This window comes from Polynucleobacter necessarius, assembly GCF_900095205.1.
GTDB classification, from domain to species: domain Bacteria; phylum Pseudomonadota; class Gammaproteobacteria; order Burkholderiales; family Burkholderiaceae; genus Polynucleobacter; species Polynucleobacter necessarius_E.
The window spans coordinates 1,032,706-1,058,474 of record NZ_LT606951.1 but is presented as its reverse complement, the minus strand read 5'-3'; the positions used below and the strand labels follow the sequence as shown (position 1 = coordinate 1,058,474).

Below are 25,769 nucleotides of genomic sequence, written 5' to 3'. Positions count from 1 at the left end.
AACAAAAATTAACCAGGAGTTTTTGTGAGTTCTATAGAAAACAATTCATGGCCATCATTTCCTGAGGCAAATCTTGATGCTTGGAAAAAGTCGGCCCAGAAATCAGCCCCTCAAGGTGATGTAGATTCTTTGGGTTGGAAAACACCTGATGGTATTCATCTCAAGGCTTTGTACACATCATCGGATATTGAAGGTCTCAATTACACCGATACGCTTCCCGGATTTGAACCATTTGTACGTGGACCTCAAGCGACGATGTACTCCGTACGTCCTTGGACTATTTGTCAGTATGCTGGATTTTCAACAGCGGAAGAATCAAACGCGTTCTATCGCAAAGCTTTGGATGCAGGTGGTCAAGGTGTATCGGTTGCTTTTGACTTAGCAACGCACCGAGGATATGACTCGGATCATCGGCGACATTATCGAGTACACAGCTAAACATATGCCGAAGTTCAACTCGATTTCGATTTCGGGTTGTCATATGCAAGAAGCTGGCGCCAATCAAGTATTGGAATTGGCTTTCACTTTGGCTGACGGTAAAGAATATGTAAAGACAGCTCTTGCCAAGGGATTAGACGTTGATGGTTTCGCTGGTCGCTTATCTTTCTTCTTTGCCATTGGTATGAACTTCTATTTAGAAGTAGCTAAATTGCGTGCTGCGAGATTGTTGTGGTGGCGCATCATGAAATCTTTTGAGCCAAAGAACCTAAAATCATTGATGTTGCGTACGCATTGTCAAACCTCTGGTTGGTCTTTGACAGAGCAAGATCCATATAACAACGTAGTGAGAACGACTGTTGAGGCAATGGCTGCAGTATTTGGTGGCACACAGTCATTGCATACCAATTCATTGGATGAAGCAATTGCCCTTCCTTCTGAGTTCTCAAGCCGCATTGCTCGCAATACTTAGTTGATTCTTCAAGAAGAGACGCATATTCCAAACGTGATCGATCCATGGGCCGGTTCTTATATGATGGAGAATCTGACTCAAGAAATGGCTGATAAGGCTTGGGAAATCATCCAAGAAGTAGAGGCTATGGGCGGCATGACCAAGGCAGTTGAAAGCGGTTGGGCCAAGCTCAAGATTGAGGCAGCCGCCGCTGAAAAGCAAGCCAAGATTGACTCAGGTTCAGATGTGATCGTTGGTGTCAACAAATATAAGCTTGGTAAAGAAGATTTGGTTGACGTATTGATGATCGATAACGATAAGATCCGTGAAGGCCAGGTTGCGCGTCTAAAAGATATCAAAGAAAAACGCGATACCCAAAAAGTACAAGCTGCATTGGAGGCTTTAACTAAGGCTGCTGAAGATAGCTCTGGAAACTTATTGGAATTATCTGTTAATGCTATTCGTTTACGCGCAACAGTGGGCGAAGTTTCTGATGCATTAGAAAAAGTTTACGGGCGCCATCGCGCCGATACTCAAAAGGTGACTGGTGTGTATGCAGCTGCTTATGATTCAGCCGAAGGCTGGGCAAAACTCCAAACGGAAATTGCTGACTTTGCCAAAGATTTTGGACGTCGTCCACATGTGATGATTGCCAAGTTAGATCAAGATGGTCATGACCGTGGTGCAAAAGTGGTTGCGACTGCTTACGCTGACTTGGGTTTTGACGTTGATATCGGACATTTGTTCCAAACGCCAGAAGAGTGTGCTCGCCAGGGCGATTGAAAATGACGTGCATGCTTTAGGCGTTTCAACCTTAGCAGCAGGTCATAAGACTTTGGTACCAGCCATCATTGCTGAATTGAAGAAGCAAGGTTCAGATGACATTATTGTTTTCGTTGGCGGCGTGATTCCAAGACAAGATTATGAATTTCTTTATGAGGTAGGTGTAAAAGGAATCTACGGGCCTGGTACCCCAATTCCAGCGTCGGCCAAGGATGTGCTTGAGCAAATCCGTAAATCTGTTAAACCAGCTTAATACGGGCTATAGGCATGCTTGAAGCTGCTGACCAAGCCTTAGTGAATGATCTTACTGGTGCGCCATCGCTAAAACAGCGTCGCGCATTGGCAAAGATCATCACTTTGCTTGAATCGACTCGCTTAGATCATCGTCATCGTGCCGATGATGTGCTCAATACTTTGTTACCTAAAACCGGTAAATCATTCCGTTTGGGTATCTCAGGTGTGCCCGGTGTTGGTAAATCTACCTTGATTGAGTCTCTTGGCCTGTGCTTGATTGAGAAAGGCCACCGAGTGGCGGTGTTAGCAATTGACCCCTCGTCTAGTTTGTCTGGCGGGTCAATTCTTGGTGATAAAACACGCATGGAGCGTTTATCGGTTCTGGAGAACGCTTTCATTCGCCCCAGCCCTTCTTCATGCACATTGGGCGGCGTAGCTGAGAAGACGCGTGAAGCCATGCTGGTTTGCTGAGGCCGCTGGTTTTGACGTCATCATCGTAGAGACAGTAGGGGTGGGGCAGAGTGAAATTGCCGTTGTAGGTATGACAGACATGTTTGTACTCTTACAACTGCCAAATGCGGGTGATGATCTGCAGGCTATCAAAAAGGGTGTGATGGAGATTGCGGATCTGATTGTGATTAATAAAGTAGATATTGATCCTGATGTTGCTATGCGCGCGCAACTTTTTATTACTAGCTCTCTGCGTCTGTTGGGTTTTCAGGGCAATCCTGATCACGCCTCTCACGATAAAGAATTTTGGCATCCCCAAGTGATGATTTTAAGTGCATTAGAGGGTAAAGGCGTTCCTGAGCTTTGGGAAAAAGTTTCTCATTTCGATAAATTACAAAAGGCAAATGGGAAATTTGATGCTCGTCGTCAACAACAAGCTGGCTCATGGATGTGGGACCGCATCGATGCTGGATATTAAAGAACGCATTTCGTAGCAACGAAGTGGTACAAGCGCTTCTACCAAGTTTAGTGGCACAGGTAAACCAAGGGACTATGGCAGCTTCAGTAGCCGCAAGGCGCTTACTGGAGTCCATGGGGCATGAATTTTTCTAAGGAGTAGGAAATGAAGGAAATCATTCAACAACTGGAAGCGAAGCGTGAGCTCGCCCGATTGGGTGGCGGGCAAAAACGCATTCAAGCTCAGCATGCTAAGGGCAAATTAACAGCTCGTGAGCGTATTGAGCTCTTGCTCGATGTGGCACATTCGAAGAGTGGGATATGTTCGTGGAACATCGTTGCCATGACTTTGGCATGGGCGATCAAATAGTTCCTGGCGACGGTGTTGTGAACCGGTTATGGAATGATTAATGGCCGCTTAGTATTTGTGTTTTCATAAGACTTCACCGTCTTAGGCGGATCCTTATCAGAAGCGCATACTGAAAAGATTTGCAAGATCATGGATCAAGCGCTCAAAGTGGGTGCTCCTGTCATTGGCTTAAATGACTCTGGTGGTGCACGTATTCAGGAAGGTGTTGCATCGCTGGGTGGCTATGCAGAGATTTTCCAGCGGAATGTGACTGCGTCCGGTGTCATTCCTCAGATCTCATTGATTATGGGGCCTTCAGCAGGTGGCGCAGTGTATTCACCTGCATTGACGGATTTTATCTTCATGGTCAAAGATAGTTCGTACATGTTTGTAACGGGCCCTGAAGTAGTGAAGACTGTTACGCACGAAGATGTTACAGCTGAAGAATTGGGTGGTGCAGTAACTCACTCAACGGTATCAGGCGTATGTGACTTAGCTTTTGATAACGATGTAGATGCAATCATGATGTTGCGTCGCTTCTTTAACTACTTGCCCCCTTCTAATCGCGAAAAACCACCTTTGATCAAAGGGGCTAATCGTACTGAAGAGCCTGATTTCTCTCTGGATACATTAGTTCCGTCTAATCCAAATCAACCTTATGATATGAAAGAGTTGATTGAAAAGATTGTCGATGACGGTGAGTTCTTTGAATTGCAACCTGATTATGCTAAAAATATTGTGATCGGCTTTGCCCGCATGGAAGGTCGCTCTATTGGTATTGTTGCTAATCAACCTTTAGTACTAGCTGGTTGTTTGGATATCAAAGCATCAATTAAAGCAGCACGCTTTGTACGCTTCTGTGATGCCTTTAATATTCCGGTAGTGACTTCGGTTGACGTCCCAGGATTTATGCCTGGTACCGCTCAAGAATACGGCGGCATCATTAAGCATGGCGCTAAATTACTCTACGGCTTACGCTGATTGCACTGTTCCGAAGGTAACCCTCATCACCCGCAAAGCGTACGGTGGTGCTTATGACGTGATGGCTTCCAAGCATTTACGTGGCGATGTGAACTTTGCATGGCCTTCAGCAGAGATTGCTGTGATGGGTCCCAAAGGGTGCTGTTGAAATTATTTTCCGTGAAGAGAAATCAGATCCAGAAAAAATTACTGCACGTGAAGCCGAATACAAAGCCAAGTTTGCGAATCCTTTTGTGGCTGGTCGTCGTGGCTATATAGATGATGTCATTCTTCCGCACGAAACACGCAAATGTATTGCTCGTTCACTAGCAATACTGAAAGACAAAGATTTAAAAAATCCTGCGCGTAAACACGGCAATATTCCTCTGTAAAGGCGCTGACAAATTATGACTACGAAAATGTTTAAGAAAATTTTGATTGCTAACCGCGGTGAGATTGCTTGCCATGTCATGTCCACTGCCAAGAAGATGGGCATCAAGACTGTTGCCGTTTATTCTGAGGCGGATAAAGAGGCGCGCCCATGTTCAGCTTGCTGATGAGGCTGTGTGCATTGGACCTACGCCTTCCCGCGAGTCCTATTTGGTAATGGATCGGATTATTCAAGCATGTAAAGACACTGGCGCTGAAGCAGTCCATCCTGGTTATGGTTTCTTGTCTGAAAACGAGCAATTTGCCAAACGTTGTGAAGAAGAGGGGATCGTCTTCATTGGACCTAAGCACCAATCTATTGCAGCAATGGGTGACAAGATTGCCTCTAAGAAGCTTGCATTAGAGGCAAAGGTTAATACCATTCCGGGTTACAACGAGGCAATTGATACCAACGAAGAGGCGGTGAAGATTGCTCAGGGAATCGGTTACCCGGTCATGATTAAAGCTTCTGCAGGTGGTGGCGGTAAGGGCTTGCGGGTTGCATTTAATGATAAAGAAGCAGCTGAAGGTTTTGCAGCTTGTAAAACTGAAGCAATGAATAGCTTTGGTGATGATCGTATTTTTATTGAAAAGTTTGTTGAAGGGCCGCGCCATATTGAAATTCAGGTTCTAGGTGACTCTCATGGCAATGTGGTTTATCTCAATGAGCGTGATTGCTCTATTCAACGTCGCCATCAAAAGGTGATTGAAGAGGCGCCTTCGCCATTTATTGATCCTGCCACTCGTAAGGCAATGGGTGAGCAAGCAGTTACCTTGGCTAAAGCGGTGAACTATCAATCCGCTGGCACGGTTGAGTTTGTAGTGGGTAAAGATAAGTCGTTCTACTTCCTCGAGATGAATACCCGATTGCAGGTTGAGCATCCAGTCACCGAAAGCATTACCGGTCTTGATTTAGTTGAACAAATGATTCGTGTGGCTGCAGGCGAGAAGCTAGCATTCAAACAGGAAGATGTGAAATTGGATGGATGGTCAATGGAGTGCCGTATTAATGTGGATGACCCATTCCGTAACTTCTTACCTTCAACAGGCCGTCTTGTTAAATACCGCCCACCAGAGTCAGTGAATGGCGTACGTGTGGATACTGGCGTCTACGAGGGTGGAGAAATTCCGATGTTCTATGACTCGATGATTGCAAAATTGATCGTGCATGGCAAGGATCGTGCAGAGGCTATAGAGAAGATGCGCGCTGCGTTGAATGACTTTGTTATTCGTGGAATTCATTCCAACATCCCATTTCAGGCAGCTTTACTTCAGCATCCAAGATTTGTAAATGGTGACTTTACGACAGGCTTTATTGCTGAAGAGTACCCAGAAGGCTTTAAAAAGGATTCTGTACAGCCTGCTGATCCTAAACGTTTGGCAGCCTTAGCCGCATTTATGCGTTATCGCTATCTCCAACATATCCAAATGATTGATGGTCAATTGGCTGGCCATAAAATGATTATTGACAAGAAATTTGTTATAGTCACTGGCAAAAAAACGGGCTCAATGAACGATCCGTACGAGGTACCTATTCGCGTTGAATTAAAGGATGGCATTTACTCTGTCTACATTGATGAGGCTGATGGCGTTAGTCGATATGACATCGTTAGCAATTGGAGACCAGGTCAAATTTGCTTGAATGCCACTATCAATGGTACGTATAAAGTTACGGCGCAAGTTGAGCGCCGCGGGGGTGAGGTATGTTTTAGTTCTGGACGGTGTGCATTACGAGTGCATGGTTTTGAGCCCATTAGGAGCAGAACTACAACGCCGCATGCCCGTCAAGCTTCCGCCTGATACTTCTAAATTGGTAATGTCTCCTATGCCTGGTCTTCTCACAAAGATAGCTGTTAAGGTGGGCTAGGCGGTTACTACCGGTCAGAAATTAGCATCGATTGAAGCAATGAAAATGGAGAATACTCTGTCTGCAATGCAAAAGACGGTGTAGTTGCTGAAATCTGTGCCCAAGAGGGCGACAGCTTGGCTGTTGATCAATTGATCATTCGCTTCGAATAATAAGGTTAATGACTATAAGCTCTAAGCCATTCAAAATTTTAGGTATTCAGCAAATCGCCATTGGTGGCGAGAACAAGGATCGACTCAAGAAGTTATGGGTCGATATGCTGGGGTTTGAATACAAAAGCACATTTGTTTCTGAGCGTGAAAACGTAAATGAGGATATTTGTGCAATTGGTTCTGGTGCGCATGAGATTGAGGTTGATCTCTCATGCAACCTTTTGATATTGAAAAGAAGCCGGCTGTTCATTAAACGCCTCTAAATCACATTGGTTTATGGGTGGATGATTTGCCGAAAGCTGTTGAATGGCTCTCCGCTAATGGCTTACGCTTTGCTCCAGGGGGGCATACGTAAGGGGGCGGCAGGTTATAACATTACTTTTGTTCACCCTAAAGGGAATGATGGGTTTCCGACTAGTGGCGAAGGCGTCTTGATTGAGTTGGTTCAGACCCCTCCAGAGGTTATTGCTGGATTAAGTTCATAATTTGGTTTTGTAAATCACCAAACAGGTCTTCAATTGGCAAACATATTAGCCATCGACACCTCTTCTGCATGGTGTTCGGTGGCTTTATCTTTAGGCGATCAACCGCCTTCACTTAAGCATGAGGCTGTATCAGCGGGCGCAAGCCAGTTGCTATTGCCTTGGGTTGACTCGCTATTAGGCGATGCTAAGGTATCTTTAAAAGGGCTCGATGCAATTGCTGTTTGTATTGGTCCTGGCGCATTTACTGGAGTCAGGTTAGGGGTCGCAGCAGTTCAAGGTTTGGCTATCTCATATGACATACCGGTAATACCAGTTTGTAGTTTGGATTCTATTGCCGCACAATTAACACAGACTGAGTTATTTAAAAGTCTTTGTCCACAATGCTTTGTTATTGCCATTGATGCGCGAATGGAAGAGATTTACTGGGCAACTTATGAAACACAACCCAATCAACTGCCGAAACGGGTAAGCCCGATCCTTCTTTCCAGACCGGAGGATATTGACTTGGCAGGAGTGCAATTGTTGGCTGGTAGCGCTGTAAATGTATATCGCGATCGTTTGCCAAAATTTAATGGCTCGTTAGATGGAGATATTTCAATTTCTGCTTTGGTGGGGGTCTTGGAGTGTGCGGAGCAGGCTTTACAGGAAGGTCTCGTTATGAATGTGAGGCAGTTAGAGCCACTATATGTCCGCAATAAAGTTGTCTTAACTACTGCTGAGCGTATTGAGAGGAATTTAAATAATGGCTGATCACTTGGAGTCGGGGAGCGAGGCTGAACTTTCATTTCTACCGATGCAACCAGCAGACTTGGATGAGGTTTTAAAAATTGAATCAGTCTCACATATTCACCCATGGACTAAAGGAAATTTTTCTGATTCTTTAGCCGCTGGACATTGGGCTTATTGTGTTCGCCCCCAGATTGATCAAGTGGTTACTGGTTCGTATTTGGACCCTAAGACTCTCTGGGCTTACTGCATCTTATTCCCTGCTGTAGATGAATTACATCTTTTAAATATAACTGTTTCGCCGAAATTATGCAAGCTTGGAATTGGTAAGCGAATGATGTCTGCCATTGAAGGTGTTTCGGCCCAACAAAAAATTCCTCGCATCATCTTGGAGGTTCGTCCTACCAATATACCTGCGGTCACCCTTTATCAAACACTGGGATATGAACAAATAGACATGCGCAAGAACTACTATCCTGTTAATTCTGAGACTGGTCAGCGTGAAGATGCTCTAGTAATGGCGAAATCGATTAAGCTTGAGTCATGACAAGTACGCATTCAATTTATCTAAAGGAAATGGGCATTACCCAATGGACATCTCGGGATGGGTCTGAACCCGTCGCAGAGAAGGTGTCCGCCTCCAGCACATCTACCGCCACCAGTGATGAGCAATTAACATCAAGCATTTCACAGGGGATTTGGTGGTTTTTTGGTAATGAGCCACAAGGTGATGCGCAACTTCTGTTTCAGAATATGATTCGCGTTCTTGGGCTCGCTAAAAATCAATGGGCCTGGAAAAATCCAGATGAGGAATTAAGCAAATTAACCTGTTCTGATACGCCCATTGTGGCTATTGCTCTTGGTGGTTCTGTTGTTCAGAAAATTACTGGTGAGAGAGAGTCATTAGCGCAATTACGGGAAACTATTTTGGCTATCAATACTGGTAATGATGAAGAGATTCCAGTGATTGTTTCATTTGACTTGAATCAGGTTCTGACTAAACCCAAAGACAAAGCTATGCTTTGGCAAGGTCTTTTATTAGCAAGGTCAGTATTGCAAAACAGCTGATGAACTTCAGCAGCTTAGTGCTTGTGTTCACCGATCAGATGCATGGAGTCATATTCCGCTTGGTTCCGTGCATGGCGCTTGATCACAAGCCACATGATAAGGCTGACGGTTACACCAAAACCAATGATCACGATTTGAATGGGTAGGTCCAGCCAGATCAATAGTGAGTAGATCATCAACATGATCAAAACAGAAATATTTTCATTGAAGTTCTGAACGGCGATAGAGTGACCTGCAGACATGAGTACGTGTCCGCGATGCTGAAGTAATGCATTCATTGGCACCACAAAATAGCCCGCTAACCAACCCACCAAAATTAATAAGAAATAAGCTGGTAGCAGGTTAAGAGAGACTTGAAACTTGCCAATAGTGAAAATGCTGGTGTCAGGAAGAAGATCTGAGTTATAGACTGCCATGACACAAACAACGAAGCCCATGGCAATGCCGTAGGGCAGAACATTTAATGACTTGCGCAAAGGAATGCGCCACGCAGCATAGACCGCACCACCAGCTACACCTACGGCCGATATGGCTTGCAAAATAGCGCCCTGAGAAAGGTTCATGTGCAAAGCTACTTGCGCCCACTTAATCATAATAAATTGTAGAGTTGCGCCAGCGCCCCAAAATAAGGTGGTCACCGCTAAGGAAATTTGACCTAAGCGATCATCCCAAAGTGTTTTAAAGCAAATGGCAAAGTCTTTTGCTAACTCAATAGGATTGGTTTTTTGAGACACATAGCGCGCACCCGTATCCGGGATCTTGAGGTTAATCAAAGCCGCAACAACATAAATCATCATGATGATGAGAATTGCGGATTTTGCTGGCGTATCGATCCCCGTATTAAAGGATGGCATATCGATAGATAAAAGGGTCTGGTAGACTGAGCTGCTGATTAAAACGCCGCCCAAAACTGTTCCCAAAATAATCGAACCAACAGTTAATCCCTCAATCCAGCCGTTAGCAGCAACTAATTTTTCAGGGGGTAATAGTTCGGTCAGTATTCCGTATTTGGCAGGCGAGTAGGCTGCTGCACCTAAACCAACAATGGCATAAGACATTAGCGGGTGACTGCCAAATAGCATCGCCACACATCCAATAAACTTAATCGTATTCGTAATAAACATGACATTTCCCTTGGGGCGAGAGTCTGTAAAGGCCCCGACAAAGGCTGCCAAGAAAACATAGGACAATACAAAGAACAATTTGAGCAAAGGCGTCATCCAGGCCGGAGCTTGGAGCTGGGCCAAGAGGGCGATAGCCGCAATTAGGAGAGCATTATCAGCAAGCGATGAAAAAAATTGCGCCGCCATAATGATGTAAAAGCTACAGTTCATTCGTACAATCTAGTCATTGATACAATTAAAACATGAAAGGTAAGCTGAACATGGGTGAATCTGCTAACGGCCTGATTAATAGGCCAATTTTGGCATCGATTCACACTGCCGCCTTCCAGCATAATTTAAACCGAGTTCGGGAATTGGCGCCAGAGTCGAAGATTTGGTCGGTTATTAAGGCTCGCGCGTACGGGCACAGCCTTGATGCTGCTTTTAAGGGTCTTTCCTCTACGGATGGCTTCGCTTTGTTGGATATTCAAGATGCATCCTGGTTCAGAGACCATGGCTGGAAAGGTCGAATATTGCTTTTGGAGGGCTTTTTCCATGAAAATGAGCTTGCCCTTGCCGAAAGCTTGGCTTGCGACCTAGTAGTTCACTGCGAGGCCCAAGTAGATTGGCTTGAGCGATTCAAATCGCAAAATCACGCCCGATTTAATGTTTTTTTAAAAATGAATACGGGCATGAATCGTTTGGGGTTCAAGCCACAAGACTATCGCACCGCATTTCATCGTTTGCATGTAGCGGGCTACCGCATGCATCACATGACCCATTTTGCCAATGCTGATCAAGTAGATCAATCACCGTCGGTTGGCAGTCAGCAGGATGTATTTAATGAAACTATCGAAGGGCTAGAGGGTGCAACTTCGCTCGCAAACTCTGCAGCCATCTTATGGCACCGTAACACCTTGGGAGACTGGGTGCGTCCTGGCATTATGCTTTACGGTGTTTCACCAACGGGGCTATATGCCAACATTGAGCATGCCAATCTTCAGGCTGTGATGCATCTTCATAGCGAAATTATTGATATTCAAGAGCTTCAAAAGGGTGATCGTGTTGGCTATGGTGGTCGTTTTGAGGCGCCTGAGGATATGCGAATTGGGATTGTGGCGTGTGGTTATGCTGATGGTTACCCTCGTCATGCCAAAGATGGGACGCCAGTTTGGGTTGCCAATGGCGACGAGGGAGTAATTTGTCCATTAGTTGGCAAAGTGTCCATGGACATGTTGGCCATTGATTTACGCAATGCCACGATGGCAACTATTGGTAGCGTAGTTCAGTTATGGGGTGATAAAGTTCCCGTGGATGAAGTAGCTCAAATGAGTAATACGATTGGATATGAGCTACTTTGCGCGGTTGCCCCTAGAGTACCGGTGGCCATCAAATAATGAATACCTCATGCTGAAGCTGTGGGTCTCTAATGTCCAAAGGGCTGACGAATAAAAAATCCTCCATCATGGAGGATTTTTTATTGCTGAAGCATTTGTTAATGCTACTGGATTACTTGTTCCAGAACTGCCACCATCTGCGCTCTTTTTTAACGCGTTGACCAGTGACCATCATTTCGCTATCAGGGAAGTTCAATTTAAATACTCGTGCTGCATCGTTCCTAAGATCAACCATGCCTAATTTTTCATAAGATTTGGTGAGAATATAAAGAGCCTCTTTAACTGCAGGTGCACGATCGTAATCTCGTATAACTAATTGAGCTCGATTAGCAGCAGCTAAATAGGCGCCACGCTGATAGTAGTAACGTGCAACGATCACATCTGCTTCCGCAAGCGAGTTGACGATGTAGCGCATACGATCTAACGCATCGGGAGCATACTTACTATTAGGAAAGCGCTCTACAACCACTTTAAAAGATTCAAAAGCTTCCTTAGCCGCCTTAGGGTCTCGTTCACTGAGATCTTGTCCGGTGAATTTGCCTAACCAACCTAGGTCGTCATTAAAAGTAATAAGGCCTTTTAGATAGTAGGCGTAATCTAAACTCTGGCTTCCTTGATGTAACTTAATGAAGCGGTCAATTGCAACAAGTGCTTGAGTTTGTTCCTGAGCTTTCCAATAGCAGTAGGCAGCATTAATTTGCGCCTGTTGAGAGTAAGATCCAAATGGAAAGCGCGCCTCTAACTTGTCAAAGTATTTACCGCATTTTGCAAAGTCAGCATCGTTTAATTTGTCAGTAGCTTCTGAGTAAAGCTTTGCTTCAGACCAAATATCGGCATCATCTTTGTTGCCATCGCTACCTGCGCAACCACTTACTAGCAACAGCGTTGCTAGTAATGCCAAAATCAAGGCCGAAGAGAGGTATTTAATAAAGGTCACTTTATTTTCTGTAGAAGAATCCCCAGCAAGCCTTAAACTGGCGTCTGATATTACGTCGGACATAAAACTGAAAGGCTCTTTAAGCGTGGCATTGCCGCAAACTCCTGAATCGAATCCCATTGATTATATCGATGATGAGGATTTCATCTCCCTCGAAATTCCTCTGGAAATGGCTGGTGAGCGCTTAGACAAGGTGCTAGCAGGGTCTTTGCCTAATTTTTCTCGAAATCGACTGAAGTCTTGGGTGGAGGCTGGAGCAGTTATGGTGGATGGAAAGGTTACAAAAGCCCGTTATTTGCTAAGAGGGGGGGAGAGTATCAAGGTTTTTCCTCAGGAAATGCCTGAGCAATTTGCCTTTAGCCCAGAAGATATTGAGCTAGATGTGGTCTATGAGGATGATGCCATTATTGTCATCAATAAACCGCCTGGTTTGGTAGTCCACCCCGCAGCTGGTAACTGGTCCGGAACATTGCTCAACGGACTCTTATTTCGCTTTCCTGAGTTAAAACTCCTTCCAAGGGCCGGAATTGTTCATCGTCTAGATAAAGACACCTCTGGATTGATGGTGGTAGCTAGAACATCACAGGCGCAAACCTCCTTAGTCCGTCAACTTCAAGATAGAACGGTAGGTCGTCGTTACCTAGCTTGGGTTTGGGGTGATCCACCCAGTCAAGGAAAAGTATTAGCTTCAGTAGGACGTGATCAGCGGGATCGGCTGAAGATGGCGGCTGGAAGTCCGCAAGGAAAGCCTGCTGCAACCTTATTTAGACGTTTAGCCAAAGGTTTGGTTGGAGAGTCACCTGTAGCACTTCTCGAATGTCGTCTCGAAACGGGTCGTACGCATCAAATTCGAGTGCATTTGGAGTCGCTGGGATACCCCTTAGTCGGGGATCCGGTTTACAAGAAAAAAACACCTGGAGCAGCAAAGCAACTGTCCTTTCATCGTCAAGCATTACATGCATTTGCTTTAAGCCTTCAGCATCCTGAAAAAAATGAATTGATGACTTGGTTTAGGCTTCCCCCACATGATCTATTGGAACTATTGCTTCTACTTGGGATAAGTGAAGAGATTCTTCCGCAGGAGGCAACGGTAATTGCTTCTATTGAGAAAGAATCACAATCGTGAGTTTTTTCTTGCCAAGTGGCCAGCACACTCCTCAGTTCACACCTTGATAAGTACCCGATCGGGTGGGGTGAGTAATGCACCTTTTGACTCTCTGAATCTGGGTGATCACGTGGGTGATTCGATTGAGAATGTTCAAACCAATAGAGCAATATTTGCCAGTACTCTGCCTACTGAACCGCTTTGGTTAAAGCAAATCCACAGCACTGAAGTCAGCACTCCTCAGAGTCGTCAATCAATTCGTGATGAAGTGATTACGGCAGATGCCTCAGTGACCAATCAGCCGGGGGGTATTGGTTGTGATGACTGCGGATTGTTTGCCTGTGTTGTTCACCAATTCATGCGGAACCGTTGTAGGTGTGGCTCATGCCGGCTGGAGGGGTCTTTGCGCAAGAATACTGGAAAACACTGTTGCCGAGTTACTCAATATTTCAGGTGATGTAGCAAGTAATGTGATGGCTTGGTTAGGGCCGACAATCGGCCCTGATAAGTTTGATGTAGGTCAGGATGTAGTGAGCGCCTTTGAAGATGCTGGCATGTCACTGCCTGAGAATGCTTTTCAATCAATTCCCAATAAAAAAGGGAAATATTTAGCTGATATCTATCTGCTTGCTGAGGCTCGTCTTGAGGCTTGCGGTGTAAAAGCTATTTTTGATGGTGAGTTTTGCACGGTTAAAGATGCTGCGCGTTTTTTCTCTTATCGTCGTGATGGCGAAACAGGAAGATTTGCGTCTGCCATCTGGATTTCAAAATAACCCTTACGAAAATCATACGGGTTACTACTAGCTTATTGATTGGGCTAGGGTTATTGCGTATAACTCTAAAAGGCTTAAGGGTTGAGAATGTATTTAATTAATTGAAGAGATTACTATGTTTGCAGGCATGAATACTGGTGCAACGCCATCTTTGGCGCCGCACCATATGGCACTAATTCCACCAGAGCGCTTATCCGAAATTCAAAAAGAATATTTCACGGAGTTGGCGCATATTGCCACCAATCCTGAGGCGATTGAAGTTAAGGGTCGTCGTTTTGCTGGAAAGGCATGGCACCCTTCATGGAGCAAGGTAATCGCTGCGACCTATCTGCTCAATTCAAAGCATTTAATGGCTTTGGCTAAGGCAGTTGAAACGGATGAAAAGTCGAAACAGAAAATTCTGTTTACAACTGAGCAGACGATTGATGCCCTGTCACCATCAAACTTTATTGCGACCAACCCAGAGGTTTTAGAAAGCATTATTAGCACTTAGGGACAATCTATTCAAAAGGGGGTTGTGAACCTTTTGGGGGACATGAAAAAAGGCAAGGTATCTTAAACAGATGAATCTGCTTTTGAGGTTGGCAAAAATATCGCCACCACTGAAGGTCATGTGGTATTTCGTAATGACTTGTTTGAATTAATTCAATACACGCCCTTAACAGAACAGGTGTTTGAGTGTCCTTACTTAATGGCGCCACCTTGCATCAACAAATATTACATATTAGATTTACAGCCTGATAACTCGGTTGTGCGCCACATGGTCAGTCAAGGCCACACTATTTTTAGTGTCTTGGAAAAATCCAGACGCATCTATGGCTGAGGTGAGCTGGGATGATTACGTCGGTAAAGGCGTGATCAAGGCGATTGATGTTGTCAAAGAGATTGGTAACACTAAGCAAATTAACATCTTGGGATTCTGTGTTGGCGGCACCTTAACAACTTCTGCCTTAGCTGTGCTGGCGGTCCGTGATGAGCATCCTGCTGCTAGTTTGACTCTCTTTACAACCTTGTTGGACTTCACTAATACCGGCATTCTCGATGTCTTTATTGATGAAGGCATGGTTGAGATGCGAGAGAATACCATTGGCGGTAAAGGTGGCAAGTACGGAATGATGTCGGGATTGGGTTTGGGTAATACCTTCTCATTCTTGCGGCCAAATGATTTGGTGTGGAATTATGTAGTTGAGAATTACCTTAAGGGCAATTCACCGCCTCCATTTGACTTGCTGTATTGGAACGGTGACTCTACCAATCTTCCTGGTGCCATGTACTGTTGGTACTTGCGTCATACCTATTTGCAAAATGATTTGGTTAAGCCAGGTAACGTCACAATATGTGGTGAGAAGATTGATCTTGGCAAAATTAAATGTCCCGCTTATCTTTACGCTTCACAAGAAGATCATATTGTTTCATGGCAATCTGCCTACGAGTCAACCCATATCTTGAAGGGCAAGAATCGTTTTGTTCTAGGAGCATCTGGTCATATTGCAGGCGTGATTAATCCGCCAGTAAAAAATAAACGCTACTACTTTGAAAATAACAAGATTGCTCCAACTGCACATGAGTGGTTAGAAGGCGCAAAACAGATTCCTGGAAGTTGGTGGCCCGACTATACGAAATGGCTTGAGCAATATGCTGGCAAGCAAAAACCTGCTTGCAAAACTTTTGGTAATGCCAAGTATAAAAAATGGAAGCAGCGCCGGGTGTGTATGTAAAAGAAAAAGCAACACCTGAACTCAAATAACAATTAACAAAGCTTTTAAAAAGGGGAAAGTAATGTCTCAAAAAGTCGCATATGTAACTGGTGGTATTGGTACCGCTATTTGTTAACGTCTTGCTAAAGATGGCTTTAAGGTCATTGCTGGCTGCGGTCCTAATTCACCTCGCAAAGATCGTTGGATCGCAGAGCAAAAGGCTCTTGGATATGATTTCATCGCCTCAGAAGGTAACGTTTCTGACTGGGATAGCGCAGTTGCCGCTTTTGAGAAGGTGAAAGCTGAAGTAGGTCGCGTTGATGTGTTGGTTAACAATGCCGGTATTACGCGTGATAGCGTTTTCCGCAAAATGACACCAGATGCATGGAAAGCGGTGATTGATACCAACCTGAATTCTTTATTTAACGTAACGAAGCAAGTTATTGACGGAATGGTTGATAACAACTGGGGTCGCATCATCAACATCTCTTCTGTAAATGGCCAAAAAGGTCAATTTGGTCAAGCCAACTATTCAACTGCTAAGGCGGGTTTACATGGTTTTACTATGGCTTTAGCACAAGAGGTGGCAACTAAAGGCGTTACTGTGAATACAGTTTCTCCTGGTTATATCGGTACAGATATGGTGAAGGCTATTCGCGAAGATGTTTTAGAGAAGATTGTTTCCGGGGTTCCTGTGAAGCGTTTAGGAACTCCTGATGAGATTGCCTCTATTTGCTGTTGGATTGCCTCAGAAGATGGCGGCTATGCAACTGGCGCAGACTTTTCGCTAAACGGCGGTATTCATACTGGTTAATATTGCGCTGCAGCAATATTGCAGTATTTGCAGCACGCAACACAGTGTATTTACCTTTGGGTCAAACTAGGGCTAAACTACACTGATGTTGCGATGCAGTAAAGAGTAAGGAAAAACATGGTAACCCGCACAAAACGAGCTGGCGAAGATCGGCTCATCAAGAAGTACCCCAACCGTCGTCTTTACGATACCCAGACAAGTGCCTACGTCACCTTGTCAGATATCAAAAGCTTGGTGATGGCAAATGAGGTATTCAAAGTTGTTGATGCTAAAACTAAAGAAGATTTAACACGCAATATATTGCTACAAATAATTCTTGAAGAAGAGGCTGGCGGAGCGCCAGTATTCTCATCACAAATGCTGTCCCAAATCATTCGCTTTTATGGAAATTCCATGCGAGGTTTGATGGGAAATTATCTAGAAAAGACTATGCAATCTTTTGTGGATATACACAATAAACTTGGCGATCAAACCAAAGGTCTCAGTGCTGGAAGTACCCCTGAGGCCTGGTCTCAAATGATGAATCTGCAAAACCCATTGATGCAGGGATTAATGGGTAACTACATGGAGCAAAGCAAAGATCTCTTCATTAAGATGCAAGAGCAAATGCAGGGTTCACAAAATATTTTTGGAAACTTTCCATTTACTTCTCCGCCCAATAAAGCCGAAAAAGAATAATTGTGGCTGGAAAAATTGGTTTTGTCTCCTTAGGATGCCCTAAGGTATTGGTAGATTCTGAGTTAATCCTCACGCAATTGAGCGCCGAAGGGTATGAAACTGCCAAGGATTATTCCGGCGCTGATCTAGTGGTCGTGAATACCTGCGGTTTTATAGATTCCGCTGTAGAGGAGAGTCTGTCAGCGATTGGTGAAGCCTTAGCTGAAAACGGTAAAGTAATCGTAACGGGCTGCCTCGGTGTCAGAAAAAATGCGGATGGTAGTGATCTCCTAGCATTCACCCTAAAGTACTTGCGGTTACAGGCCCGCATGCTACCGACGAGGTAATGCAGGCAATCCATTTGCATTTACCAAAACCCCATGATCCTTTCACAGATTTAGTTCCGCCGACAGGTGTAAAGCTCACTCCGAAACATTACGCCTATTTGAAAATCAGTGAAGGCTGTAATCATCGCTGTACTTTTTGCATTATTCCTAGTTTGCGCGGAGATTTAGTTTCTTGGCCCATAGGCGAAGTGTTGCTTGAGGCAAAGCGTTTATTTGAGTCGGGCGTCAAAGAGCTGTTGGTGGTCTCTCAAGATACCAGTGCTTATGGCGTTGATATTCAATATCGCACAGGCTTTTGGGATGGAAAACCAGTAAAAACTAAAATGTTTGATTTGGTAAATGCCTTAAATTAAATTGCACGTGAACATCAGGTTTGGGTGAGATTACATTATGCTTATCTCTATCCTCATGTAGATGATGTTTTGCTTTTAATGGCCGAATTCTCCGAGCATGGTTATGGTATTTTACCTTACCTCGATATTCCATTGCAACACGCTCATCCTGATGTGCTCAAGCGCATGAAACGCCCAGCGATTGGCGAGAAAAATGTTGAGCGCATTTTGGGGTTTAGCGTCAAGCCTATCTAAACCTCGTAATTCGCAGCACCTTTATTGCCGGTTTTCCTGGCGAGACTGAAGAGGAGTTTGAGTATCTCCTTAACTTTTTAGATGAGGCTCAAATTGACCGTGTGGGATGTTTTGCATATTCGCCAGTTGAGGGCGCTACTGCCAATTTATTAGACAACCCAGTTCCGGATCAAATTCGTGAAGAACGTCGTGCAAAGTTCATGGTAAAAGCAGAGGCCATCTCTGTCGAAAGGCTTGCCAAAAAAATAGGCAAACGAATTCAGGTCATCATTGATCGTGTGGATGAATCCGGTGGAATTGGCAGAACTATTGGTGATGCTCCCGAAATTGATGGTCTGGTGCGGGTTTTACCGCCCAGCAAGCCTCTAAACGTTATCTTGCAGGTGGAAATTATTCGAGTGTCGGTCCTAAGACTCCCAAGGGCATGACCTAATAGCCGAAACTTGACTAATGTATTAAAAATGATGGTTGAATTATTAATTTAGCCCACTTTTTGGGCTTAGATAAGGGGATTAATATGAGTCGTGATGTCGTTGTCTTAAATGCAGTACGTTCCGCAATCGGTACCTTTAATGGCTCTCTCAGTAGTTTTGAGCCATCAGAACTTGGCGGTATTGTGATGAAAGAGGCGGTGGCTCGTTCTGGTGTGGATCCAGCCTTAATTAATTACGTTACCGTGGGTAAAACACTATTCCTACTGATAGTCGTTATGCCTATGTTGCGCGCGTTGCGTCGATCCAAGCTGGCTTGCCAATGGAATCAGTGGCAATGGCGTTAAATCGCTTATGCAGTTCTGGCTTGCAAGCAATCGTAACGACTGCACAGCAAATCATGCTGGGTGATTGTGATTATGGTATTGGCGGCGGCGTTGGGTGATGTCTCGCGGTATGTATGGCTCTCCAGAAATGCGCAGCGGCGCTCGTATGGGCGATACCAAGATGCTTGATTTGATGGTTGCTGTGTTAACAGACCCATTTGGCGTTGGTCATATGGGAGTTACCGCAGAAAACCTCGTAGAAAAATGGAAGCTCACACGCGATGAGCAAGATGCGCTTGCGGTTGAATCTCATCGCCGTGCTGCGAATGCGATTAAAGAGGGTCGCTTTAAATCTCAAATCGTTCCAATCACCATTAAAACTCGTAAGGGTGAAGTGGCGTTTGATACCGATGAGCATGTGAAACCAGATACCACGATGGAAACACTCGCCAAGATGAAGGCAGTTTTCAAAAAAGAGGGCGGCTCAGTAACCGCTGGTAATGCATCAGGTATTAATGATGGTGCTGCATTCTTTGTTTTGGCTGATGCTGAAACCGTCAAGAAAGCTGGTCATAAGCCTATCGCTTGTTTGGTATCTTATGCGATTGCGGGTATCCCTAACTACATCATGGGAGAAGGACCAATTCCTGCGACCAAGATTGCCCTTGAGCGTGCTGGTCTGAAATTGGATCAAATTGACGTGATTGAGTCTAATGAAGCTTTTGCGGCTCAAGCGCTCGCGGTGACTAAAGGCTTGGGATTAGATCCTACTAAAACCAACGTAAATGGCGGTGCAATCGCTTTGGGTCACCCAATCGGTTGTTCAGGTGCCGCAATTGCTACTAAGGCAATTCACGAATTACCTCGTGTTCAAGGTAAATATGCGTTGGTAACAATGTGTATTGGTGGTGGTCAAGGTATTGCGACTATTTTCGAGTGCCTGTAACCACACAGAATTACCAAAGATCTCTTAGGTAAATCTTAAGAGATCAGCAGTAAGGCAGCATCTAAGCCGACATGGTCAAAAGCCGCGTCGGCTTTTTCTTTGACAACGGGCTTAGCTTTGTATGCAATGCTAATCCCCGAGCCATTCATCATGATCAAATCATTAGCACCGTCACCCATGGTGATGGACTTAGCTTTGGTACAACCCAGACGTTCGCAGGCTGCATCCAAATGCTTAGCCTTAGCGACACCATCCACGATATCGCCAAGAACCTTACCGGTTAGCTTGCCGTCAATAATCTCCAACGTATTGGCTTGCGTTTGCTTAAATCCCATTTGCTGGCGCAATTTTTCAGTAAAGAAAGTAAAGCCTCCAGATACTAAAAGGGTGTATAGACCTCGTTCATTGGCGCCCGTTAAAAGTTCAACTGCTCCAGGGTTTGGTTTTAAACGTTTGCGATAGACAGATTCAAGGGCGTCAGCATGAACACCCTCAAGCAAGGAAACTCGCCGTCTTAGACTTTCTTGGAAGTCTTTAATTTCACCGCGCATCGTGGCTTCCGTAATTTCAACTACTGCTGACTTCTTTCCTGTGAAATCCGCTATCTCATCTATACATTCGATATTAATAAGGGTGGAATCCATATCCATAGCCAATACACGAATATTTTGGGGGGCTAAATCAGAACGCAAGAAACAGAGATCAGAGCTAAATTTAGCTGCAATACTTCTCAGCGCTTCTCTTTGCAAAGCCTCTAAATGGTGACTGCTTTCCCAGCGTGCGCTGTAGTAAATTCCGTTAAAAATTTGATCGTCAAGCGTGTGCAAACTAACGCCCAAAAGATGCGCGTGATTTTTTAGTTCAAAAACGAACTTTTCTGCAATGGGTTCTCTAGATAGAGCAACGATAGTCTGATGGTTGGCCATAGATTGAATAATAGTGGATGCCTAGCTTACCTTGGCGCTATTAAGAACGGCTGATTCATTTAAGCGACGCAGGACTTGCCGAATGGCATCAAGTCGTTGCTCTAATTTCTCAAATTCACGCTCTTTTTGCGGTAGTACTTTGAGTTTATCTTGGCTGTTTAACTGAATAAATTTAGATGACTGAATCAATTGAATGATCTTCATGGGATCAATTGGTGGATTAGGAATAAATTGAATCTGAATTGATGCAGGGGTGGCATCAATCTTTTTGATACCAAACTCTGCCATTTCTAAGCGCAAGCGATGGGTTTCATAAAAAGATTTAACTTGATCTGGTAGATCACCAAAACGGTCAACCAATTCTTCTCGCAATCCCATTAATTCTGAGAAATCATTGGTGCCAGCAAAGCGTTTATACAAAGACAGGCGCTCATGCACATCTGGGCAGTAGTCTTCGGGAAGTAAGGCGGGAACTCCTAAATTCACATCTGTCGTTGCCTGCAAAGGAGAAAGTAAATCAGGCTTTTTGCTACTTCGTAAAGATTTTACTGCGCGATTGAGCATTTCGGCATACAACTGAAAACCGATTTCATGTATTTCTCCAGATTGCTTATCGCCTAATACTTCACCAGCGCCACGGATCTCAAGGTCATGCATAGCCAAATAGAATCCTGAGCCTAACTCTTCCATTGCTTGAATGGCGTTTAAACGTAACTGAGCTTGTTTACTTAAAGCCTCAGGATCTGGAACTAGGAGATAAGCATAGGCTTGGTGGTGTGATCTTCCAACGCGTCCGCGAAGTTGGTGTAATTGAGCTAAACCAAACTTATCAGCGCGGTGCATGATGATGGTATTGGCAGTGGGTACATCAATGCCGGTTTCAATAATAGTGGTACATAAAAGGATATTGGTGCGCTGAGTAACAAATTCACGCATCACAGACTCTAATTCACGCTCGTGCATTTGGCCATGCACTACGCTAATTCGTGCTTCTGGAATGAGTTCTTGTAGGGCATGCTTGCGATTCTCAATCGTCTCTACTTCGTTATGTAAAAAGTAGACCTGACCACCACGTTTAATTTCTCGTAATACTGCTTCTCTAATTACTCCATCACCTTCGCGACGGACAAAGGTTTTAATCGCTAGACGTTTTTGTGGAGCGGTAGCGATAATGGAAAACTCGCGTAGACCTTCCATGGCCATGCCTAAGGTACGAGGTATCGGAGTGGCGGTTAGGGTCAGAATGTCTACCTCGGCACGAAGAGCCTTGAGGGCATCTTTTTGACGAACACCAAAGCGGTGCTCTTCATCCACAATGACCAAGCCCAAATTGGCAAATTGCGTTTCCTTGGATAGTAATTTGTGCGTGCCAATAATGATGTCTGCTTCACCTTTGGCGATAGCTTCTAAGGCGGTATTAATTTCTTTGTTTGTTTTAAAGCGGGATAGTTCGACTATCCGCACGGGCCAGTTTGCAAAGCGATCTTTCCAGGTGGCGACATGTTGTTCAGCGAGTAGGGTGGTAGGCGCTAGGATAGCCACTTGTTTCCCGCCCATCACCGCAACAAAGCTTGCCCTGAGAGCAACCTCAGTCTTACCAAAGCCAACATCGCCGCATACCAAGCGATCCATCGGCGTGCCGCTAGTCATATCACCAATCACTGCGGAGATCGCGTTCGCTTGATCGGGAGTTTCCTCAAATCCAAAGCTCTCAGCAAATGCGGCATAGTCATGCGCTGAGAATTCAAAGGCATGGCCTTTGCGAATTGCTCTAGCGGCATAAAGACCTAAGAGTTCTGCTGCGGTATCGTGAATCTGTTGTGCCGCCTTACGCTTAGCTTTATCCCACTGACCAGACCCTAATTGATGAAGAGGGGCTGAGTCTGGATCCGATCCCGCGTAGCGAGTAACCATTTGTAATTGTTGAACAGGGACATATAAAGTGGCTTGACCCGCATATTGCAGATGTAAAAATTCTTCAAAGATGGGCGCTTCTTTAGGGGGTGCTAAATTTAATATCACTAAGCCCTGATAGCGACCAATTCCATGTTCTGCATGAACTACCGGATCCCCAATCTTGAGTTCTGAAAGATCCTTAAACAACATATCGGGATCGGCATTCTCAGATCCTTTGCCCTTACGTCGTTGTCTGGCTGTAGATGTAAAGAGCTCAGCCTCGGTAATGACCAGCAAGTTCTCGGCCGGCCATAAAAAACCATTAAAGAGTGGAGCGGTAACTAGACCAAAATATGAACCACTTTTTACAAAGTCGGCGATGCTTTCAAAGCCCTCAGGCTTTAAGGGATAAAGCGGCTTGCCATCCTGCCCTGATACAGAGTTATTTTCTTCTAGGAGTTGTCGAATAGATTCTTTTCGACCAGCGCTATCGCTACAAATGAGAATTCTGAATTTTTCTTGGGAAACCAAACTCCTTAAACGTGACAGTGGATCATTGTCCCTGCGATGAACGGCTAAATCTGGAACGGGATGAAATTGAGGGTTTTCGGTAGCGTTTTTCTCAAGTGATATGCGGGCATATGGTTTAGATGTGGAGAAGAACTCATCAACATCTAAAAATAAATCTTTAGGCGGAAGAATCGGTCTATCAAGATCGTGCTTGAAAAACTCATAACGAGAAAGCGTATCTTTCCAAAAGCCTCGAATCGTTTCTTCTATATCCCCTATGCTTACTAACCAAACTGGACCCCCGGAGCGTGGGAAGTAGTCAAAGACATTTGACTGTTCTTCAAAAAAGAGTGGCAAGTAAGATTCAATGCCCGCACTGGGAATACCTAGATTAGCATCCTTATATATTGAACAACGAGTGGGATCACCCTCAAAAACCTCACGCCAACGACCTCTAAAGGCGGTTCTTGAAGCATCATCAAATGGGAATTCGTGGCCAGGAAGAAGGCGAACTTCTTTTACGGGGTAGAGACTGCGTTGGGTATCGGGATCAAATGCTCTAATTTGCTCAATTTCATCGCCAAATAAATCAAGTCGATAAGGAAGGCTAGACCCCATAGGAAATAGATCTATCAGTCCACCGCGAATACTATATTCACCAGGGCGCATTACAGCACTTACTGGATCGTAACCAGCTTGTTGAAGTTGTAACTTGAGTGCTGCCTCATTGAGCTTATCGCCTTGCCTGAAGAAAAATGTATGGCCCGATAAGAAGTTCGGTGGGCCCAAGCGTTGCAGTGCGGTTGTGATGGGGACCAAAACAATGCCACAACTACCATTCAGCAATTCGTAAAGAGTTGCTAAACGTTCGGAGACTAAATCCTGATGAGGGGAGAAATGGTCATAGGGAAGAATCTCCCAATCAGGCAACAATCGCACTTTTAGCTGTGGCGCAAATGCAAGAATTTCTTCCAGAAGGCGTTGGGCCTCTTGCGCTTGTGCGCAAAAAATCACCATAACGGAATAATCATTGCGATAGCGAAGGGCAGTTTGAGCCAGTAAGGCAGCGTCAGCTGACCCAACCAAGCCTGAAAAGGTAAAGCGCTGCCCAGCCCGGGGTGCGGGTATGAGGGGTGCTAGATTTAATGCATCAGACATCTTCGCTTATTATAGAATCAGGTATGAGTTCTGGAAACCATTCAAACAAGAAATGTCATGCGCTTTTGCCAACCGCGGGTACGGGTTCCCGTCTTGGTGGTGAGTTACCCAAGCAGTTTCAAGAGCTAGCTGGCAAACCCATGCTTTTTTATGCGCTAGAGGCCTTTCTTAAATCTCCGCGGATACAGTCGATCTGGATTGGGGTAAGCCCAGGTTTTATTGATAACCCTATTTTGAAGGCTGTCCCCAGCGTCGATAAAGACGTTCATTTTTTACCTACGGGTGGCCCAACAAGACAAGAGACTGTACGAAATACTCTAGCCGCTATGCTGAAGGCGGGTATTGCTGAAGATGATTGGATTTTGGTTCATGATGCGGCACGGCCTAGAATAACACCCACATTAATTGAGAAGTTAATTAACTCAGTGGAGAACTCCAATGCTGGCGGTATTTTGGCCGTACCCCTTGCAGACACCTTAAAGCAAGCAGACCTTGATTCTGTTGTCTCTGGAAATATTCCGCATTCAGAGAGAACCATTCCACGCGAACATCTTTGGCTAGCCCAAACGCCACAAATGTTTGGATTAAAGCAGTTGCATGATGCTCTTGAAAACGCTATCCGTCTTGAAGCGGACGTGACGGATGAGGCCAGTGCAATTGAGTTGATTGGCGCCAAGCCATTATTGATTGAAGGCGCAACTCGCAACTTCAAGGTTACCCATCCAGCAGATTGGGAATTAATGCAATTGCTGCTAAGCGCAGATACCAAATAAAGATTAAATATGACCCAAAGCAACGTTCACATTCCGCAATTTCGCATTGGCCAAGGTTACGATGTGCATGCATTGGTTGCAGACAGAAAGCTTATTCTGGGTGGAGTCCATGTTCCTTATGAAAAAGGTTTGTTGGGTCACTCAGATGCAGATGCTTTGCTTCATGCTCTAACAGATGCCTTATTAGGGGCGGCTGGATTAAATGATATTGGCCAGTTATTTCCAGATACGGATCCCCAATTTAAAGATATGGATAGCCGTATTTTGCTCAGAGCGGCCCTGCAAAAAGTGCAGGCAGCAGGATTTCATATCGGCAATGTCGATGCCACGATCATTTGTCAAAAGCCAAAACTAGCTGAATTTTTGCCCGAAATGGTCAGAAATATTGCCGCTGATTTGGCTGTTACCCCCAGCCACGTCAATCTCAAGGCCAAAACAAATGAATCTTTAGGTCACCTGGGTAGGGGTGAGGGTGTTGCCGTTCATGCGGTTGCTTCGCTCTACAAGGCCTAAATGAACCTCTAAAACCACAGGCATT

General features: G+C 44.9%; 13 protein-coding genes and 10 pseudogenes. 19 read left to right on the top strand and 4 right to left on the bottom strand.

All coding sequences use genetic code 11. The features are described 5' to 3' along the window. Window positions 1-24 precede the first annotated feature (24 nt). From DXE37_RS05850 to DXE37_RS05815, 8 genes and pseudogenes are all read left to right on the top strand, one after another. Window positions 25-1,925, top strand: a pseudogene (locus tag DXE37_RS05850) (methylmalonyl-CoA mutase). A gap of 14 nt (window positions 1,926-1,939) precedes the next feature. Continuing rightward, window positions 1,940-2,968: pseudogene (meaB, locus tag DXE37_RS05845) on the top strand (methylmalonyl Co-A mutase-associated GTPase MeaB). A 10-nt stretch (window positions 2,969-2,978) separates the two neighbouring features. Beyond that, window positions 2,979-4,513 (top strand): annotated as a pseudogene (locus DXE37_RS05840) (acyl-CoA carboxylase subunit beta). A gap of 27 nt (window positions 4,514-4,540) precedes the next feature. Then, window positions 4,541-6,569: pseudogene (gene accC / locus DXE37_RS05835) on the top strand (acetyl-CoA carboxylase biotin carboxylase subunit). Between the two features lie 8 nt (window positions 6,570-6,577). Then, window positions 6,578-7,054: pseudogene (locus DXE37_RS05830) on the top strand (VOC family protein). A 33-nt stretch (window positions 7,055-7,087) separates the two neighbouring features. Beyond that, a complete protein-coding gene (gene tsaB / locus DXE37_RS05825) occupies window positions 7,088-7,804 on the top strand; it encodes a tRNA (adenosine(37)-N6)-threonylcarbamoyltransferase complex dimerization subunit type 1 TsaB (protein WP_114636879.1) in 717 nt (238 codons plus the stop codon). Further along, entirely contained in the window at window positions 7,797-8,327 is a 531-nt protein-coding gene (rimI, locus tag DXE37_RS05820) for a ribosomal protein S18-alanine N-acetyltransferase (RefSeq protein ID WP_114636878.1), read from the top strand. Before tsaB ends, rimI begins: the two co-directional genes overlap by 8 nt. After that, window positions 8,324-8,848: a uracil-DNA glycosylase family protein gene (locus tag DXE37_RS05815; RefSeq protein ID WP_114636877.1), complete on the top strand. Its 525-nt coding sequence runs from the start codon at window positions 8,324-8,326 to the stop codon at window positions 8,846-8,848. Before rimI ends, DXE37_RS05815 begins: the two co-directional genes overlap by 4 nt. 14 nt (window positions 8,849-8,862) lie before the next feature. On the opposite strand, the gene lplT is transcribed toward DXE37_RS05815, so the two are convergent. Next, on the bottom strand, window positions 8,863-10,182 hold the full coding sequence (gene lplT, locus DXE37_RS05810) for a lysophospholipid transporter LplT (RefSeq protein WP_114636876.1): 1,320 nt from the start codon (window positions 10,180-10,182) through the stop codon (window positions 8,863-8,865). Between the two features lie 74 nt (window positions 10,183-10,256). Here lplT and alr point away from each other — a divergent pair, with 74 nt between their 5' ends. After that, window positions 10,257-11,348 carry an alanine racemase gene (alr, locus tag DXE37_RS05805; protein WP_114637550.1) on the top strand — a complete coding sequence of 364 codons (1,092 nt, stop codon included), beginning with the start codon at window positions 10,257-10,259 and terminating at the stop codon, window positions 11,346-11,348. Window positions 11,349-11,460: 112 nt separating this feature from the next. Here alr and DXE37_RS05800 read toward each other — a convergent pair whose 3' ends face one another. Beyond that, window positions 11,461-12,348: an outer membrane protein assembly factor BamD gene (locus DXE37_RS05800; protein WP_114636875.1), complete on the bottom strand. Its 888-nt coding sequence runs from the start codon at window positions 12,346-12,348 to the stop codon at window positions 11,461-11,463. A gap of 22 nt (window positions 12,349-12,370) precedes the next feature. On the opposite strand from DXE37_RS05800, the gene DXE37_RS05795 reads away from it, so the two are divergent. The 8 genes and pseudogenes from DXE37_RS05795 (at window position 12,371) to DXE37_RS05765 (ending at window position 19,968) form a co-directional block, all read left to right on the top strand. Continuing rightward, complete coding sequence (locus DXE37_RS05795; RefSeq protein ID WP_197713118.1) at window positions 12,371-13,411, top strand: RluA family pseudouridine synthase; 1,041 nt, start codon at window positions 12,371-12,373, stop codon at window positions 13,409-13,411. Window positions 13,412-13,478: 67 nt separating this feature from the next. Further along, a pseudogene (locus DXE37_RS13995) lies at window positions 13,479-13,637 on the top strand (laccase domain-containing protein); the annotation flags it as partial. Between the two features lie 73 nt (window positions 13,638-13,710). Beyond that, complete coding sequence (locus DXE37_RS13990; RefSeq protein WP_331852122.1) at window positions 13,711-14,163, top strand: purine nucleoside phosphorylase YfiH/LACC1 family protein; 453 nt, start codon at window positions 13,711-13,713, stop codon at window positions 14,161-14,163. A gap of 115 nt (window positions 14,164-14,278) precedes the next feature. Beyond that, window positions 14,279-15,910, top strand: a pseudogene (gene phaC, locus DXE37_RS05785) (class I poly(R)-hydroxyalkanoic acid synthase). 32 nt (window positions 15,911-15,942) lie between these two features. After that, a pseudogene (locus tag DXE37_RS05780) lies at window positions 15,943-16,674 on the top strand (3-ketoacyl-ACP reductase). A gap of 117 nt (window positions 16,675-16,791) precedes the next feature. Continuing rightward, on the top strand, window positions 16,792-17,352 hold the full coding sequence (gene phaR / locus DXE37_RS05775; RefSeq protein WP_114636874.1) for a polyhydroxyalkanoate synthesis repressor PhaR: 561 nt from the start codon (window positions 16,792-16,794) through the stop codon (window positions 17,350-17,352). 2 nt (window positions 17,353-17,354) lie between these two features. Further along, window positions 17,355-18,712 (top strand): annotated as a pseudogene (rimO, locus tag DXE37_RS05770) (30S ribosomal protein S12 methylthiotransferase RimO). A 70-nt stretch (window positions 18,713-18,782) separates the two neighbouring features. Beyond that, window positions 18,783-19,968: pseudogene (locus DXE37_RS05765) on the top strand (acetyl-CoA C-acyltransferase family protein). Window positions 19,969-20,003: 35 nt separating this feature from the next. Here the strand turns inward: DXE37_RS05765 and serB are convergent. Together serB and mfd are read right to left on the bottom strand one after the other, a co-directional pair. Next, window positions 20,004-20,894, bottom strand: coding sequence for a phosphoserine phosphatase SerB (serB, locus tag DXE37_RS05760; protein ID WP_114636873.1), 891 nt, complete (start codon window positions 20,892-20,894; stop codon window positions 20,004-20,006). A 21-nt stretch (window positions 20,895-20,915) separates the two neighbouring features. Beyond that, window positions 20,916-24,458 carry a transcription-repair coupling factor gene (gene mfd / locus DXE37_RS05755; RefSeq protein WP_114636872.1) on the bottom strand — a complete coding sequence of 1,181 codons (3,543 nt, stop codon included), beginning with the start codon at window positions 24,456-24,458 and terminating at the stop codon, window positions 20,916-20,918. Between the two features lie 23 nt (window positions 24,459-24,481). On the opposite strand from mfd, the gene ispD reads away from it, so the two are divergent. Both ispD and ispF read left to right on the top strand, forming a co-directional pair. Beyond that, the gene (gene ispD / locus DXE37_RS05750; RefSeq protein WP_114637548.1) at window positions 24,482-25,231 is read left to right on the top strand and encodes a 2-C-methyl-D-erythritol 4-phosphate cytidylyltransferase; all 750 of its coding nucleotides are present in this window, start codon (window positions 24,482-24,484) and stop codon (window positions 25,229-25,231) included. A 9-nt stretch (window positions 25,232-25,240) separates the two neighbouring features. Further along, window positions 25,241-25,744, top strand: coding sequence for a 2-C-methyl-D-erythritol 2,4-cyclodiphosphate synthase (ispF, locus tag DXE37_RS05745; RefSeq protein WP_114636871.1), 504 nt, complete (start codon window positions 25,241-25,243; stop codon window positions 25,742-25,744). The last annotated feature ends 25 nt before the right edge of the window (window positions 25,745-25,769 follow it).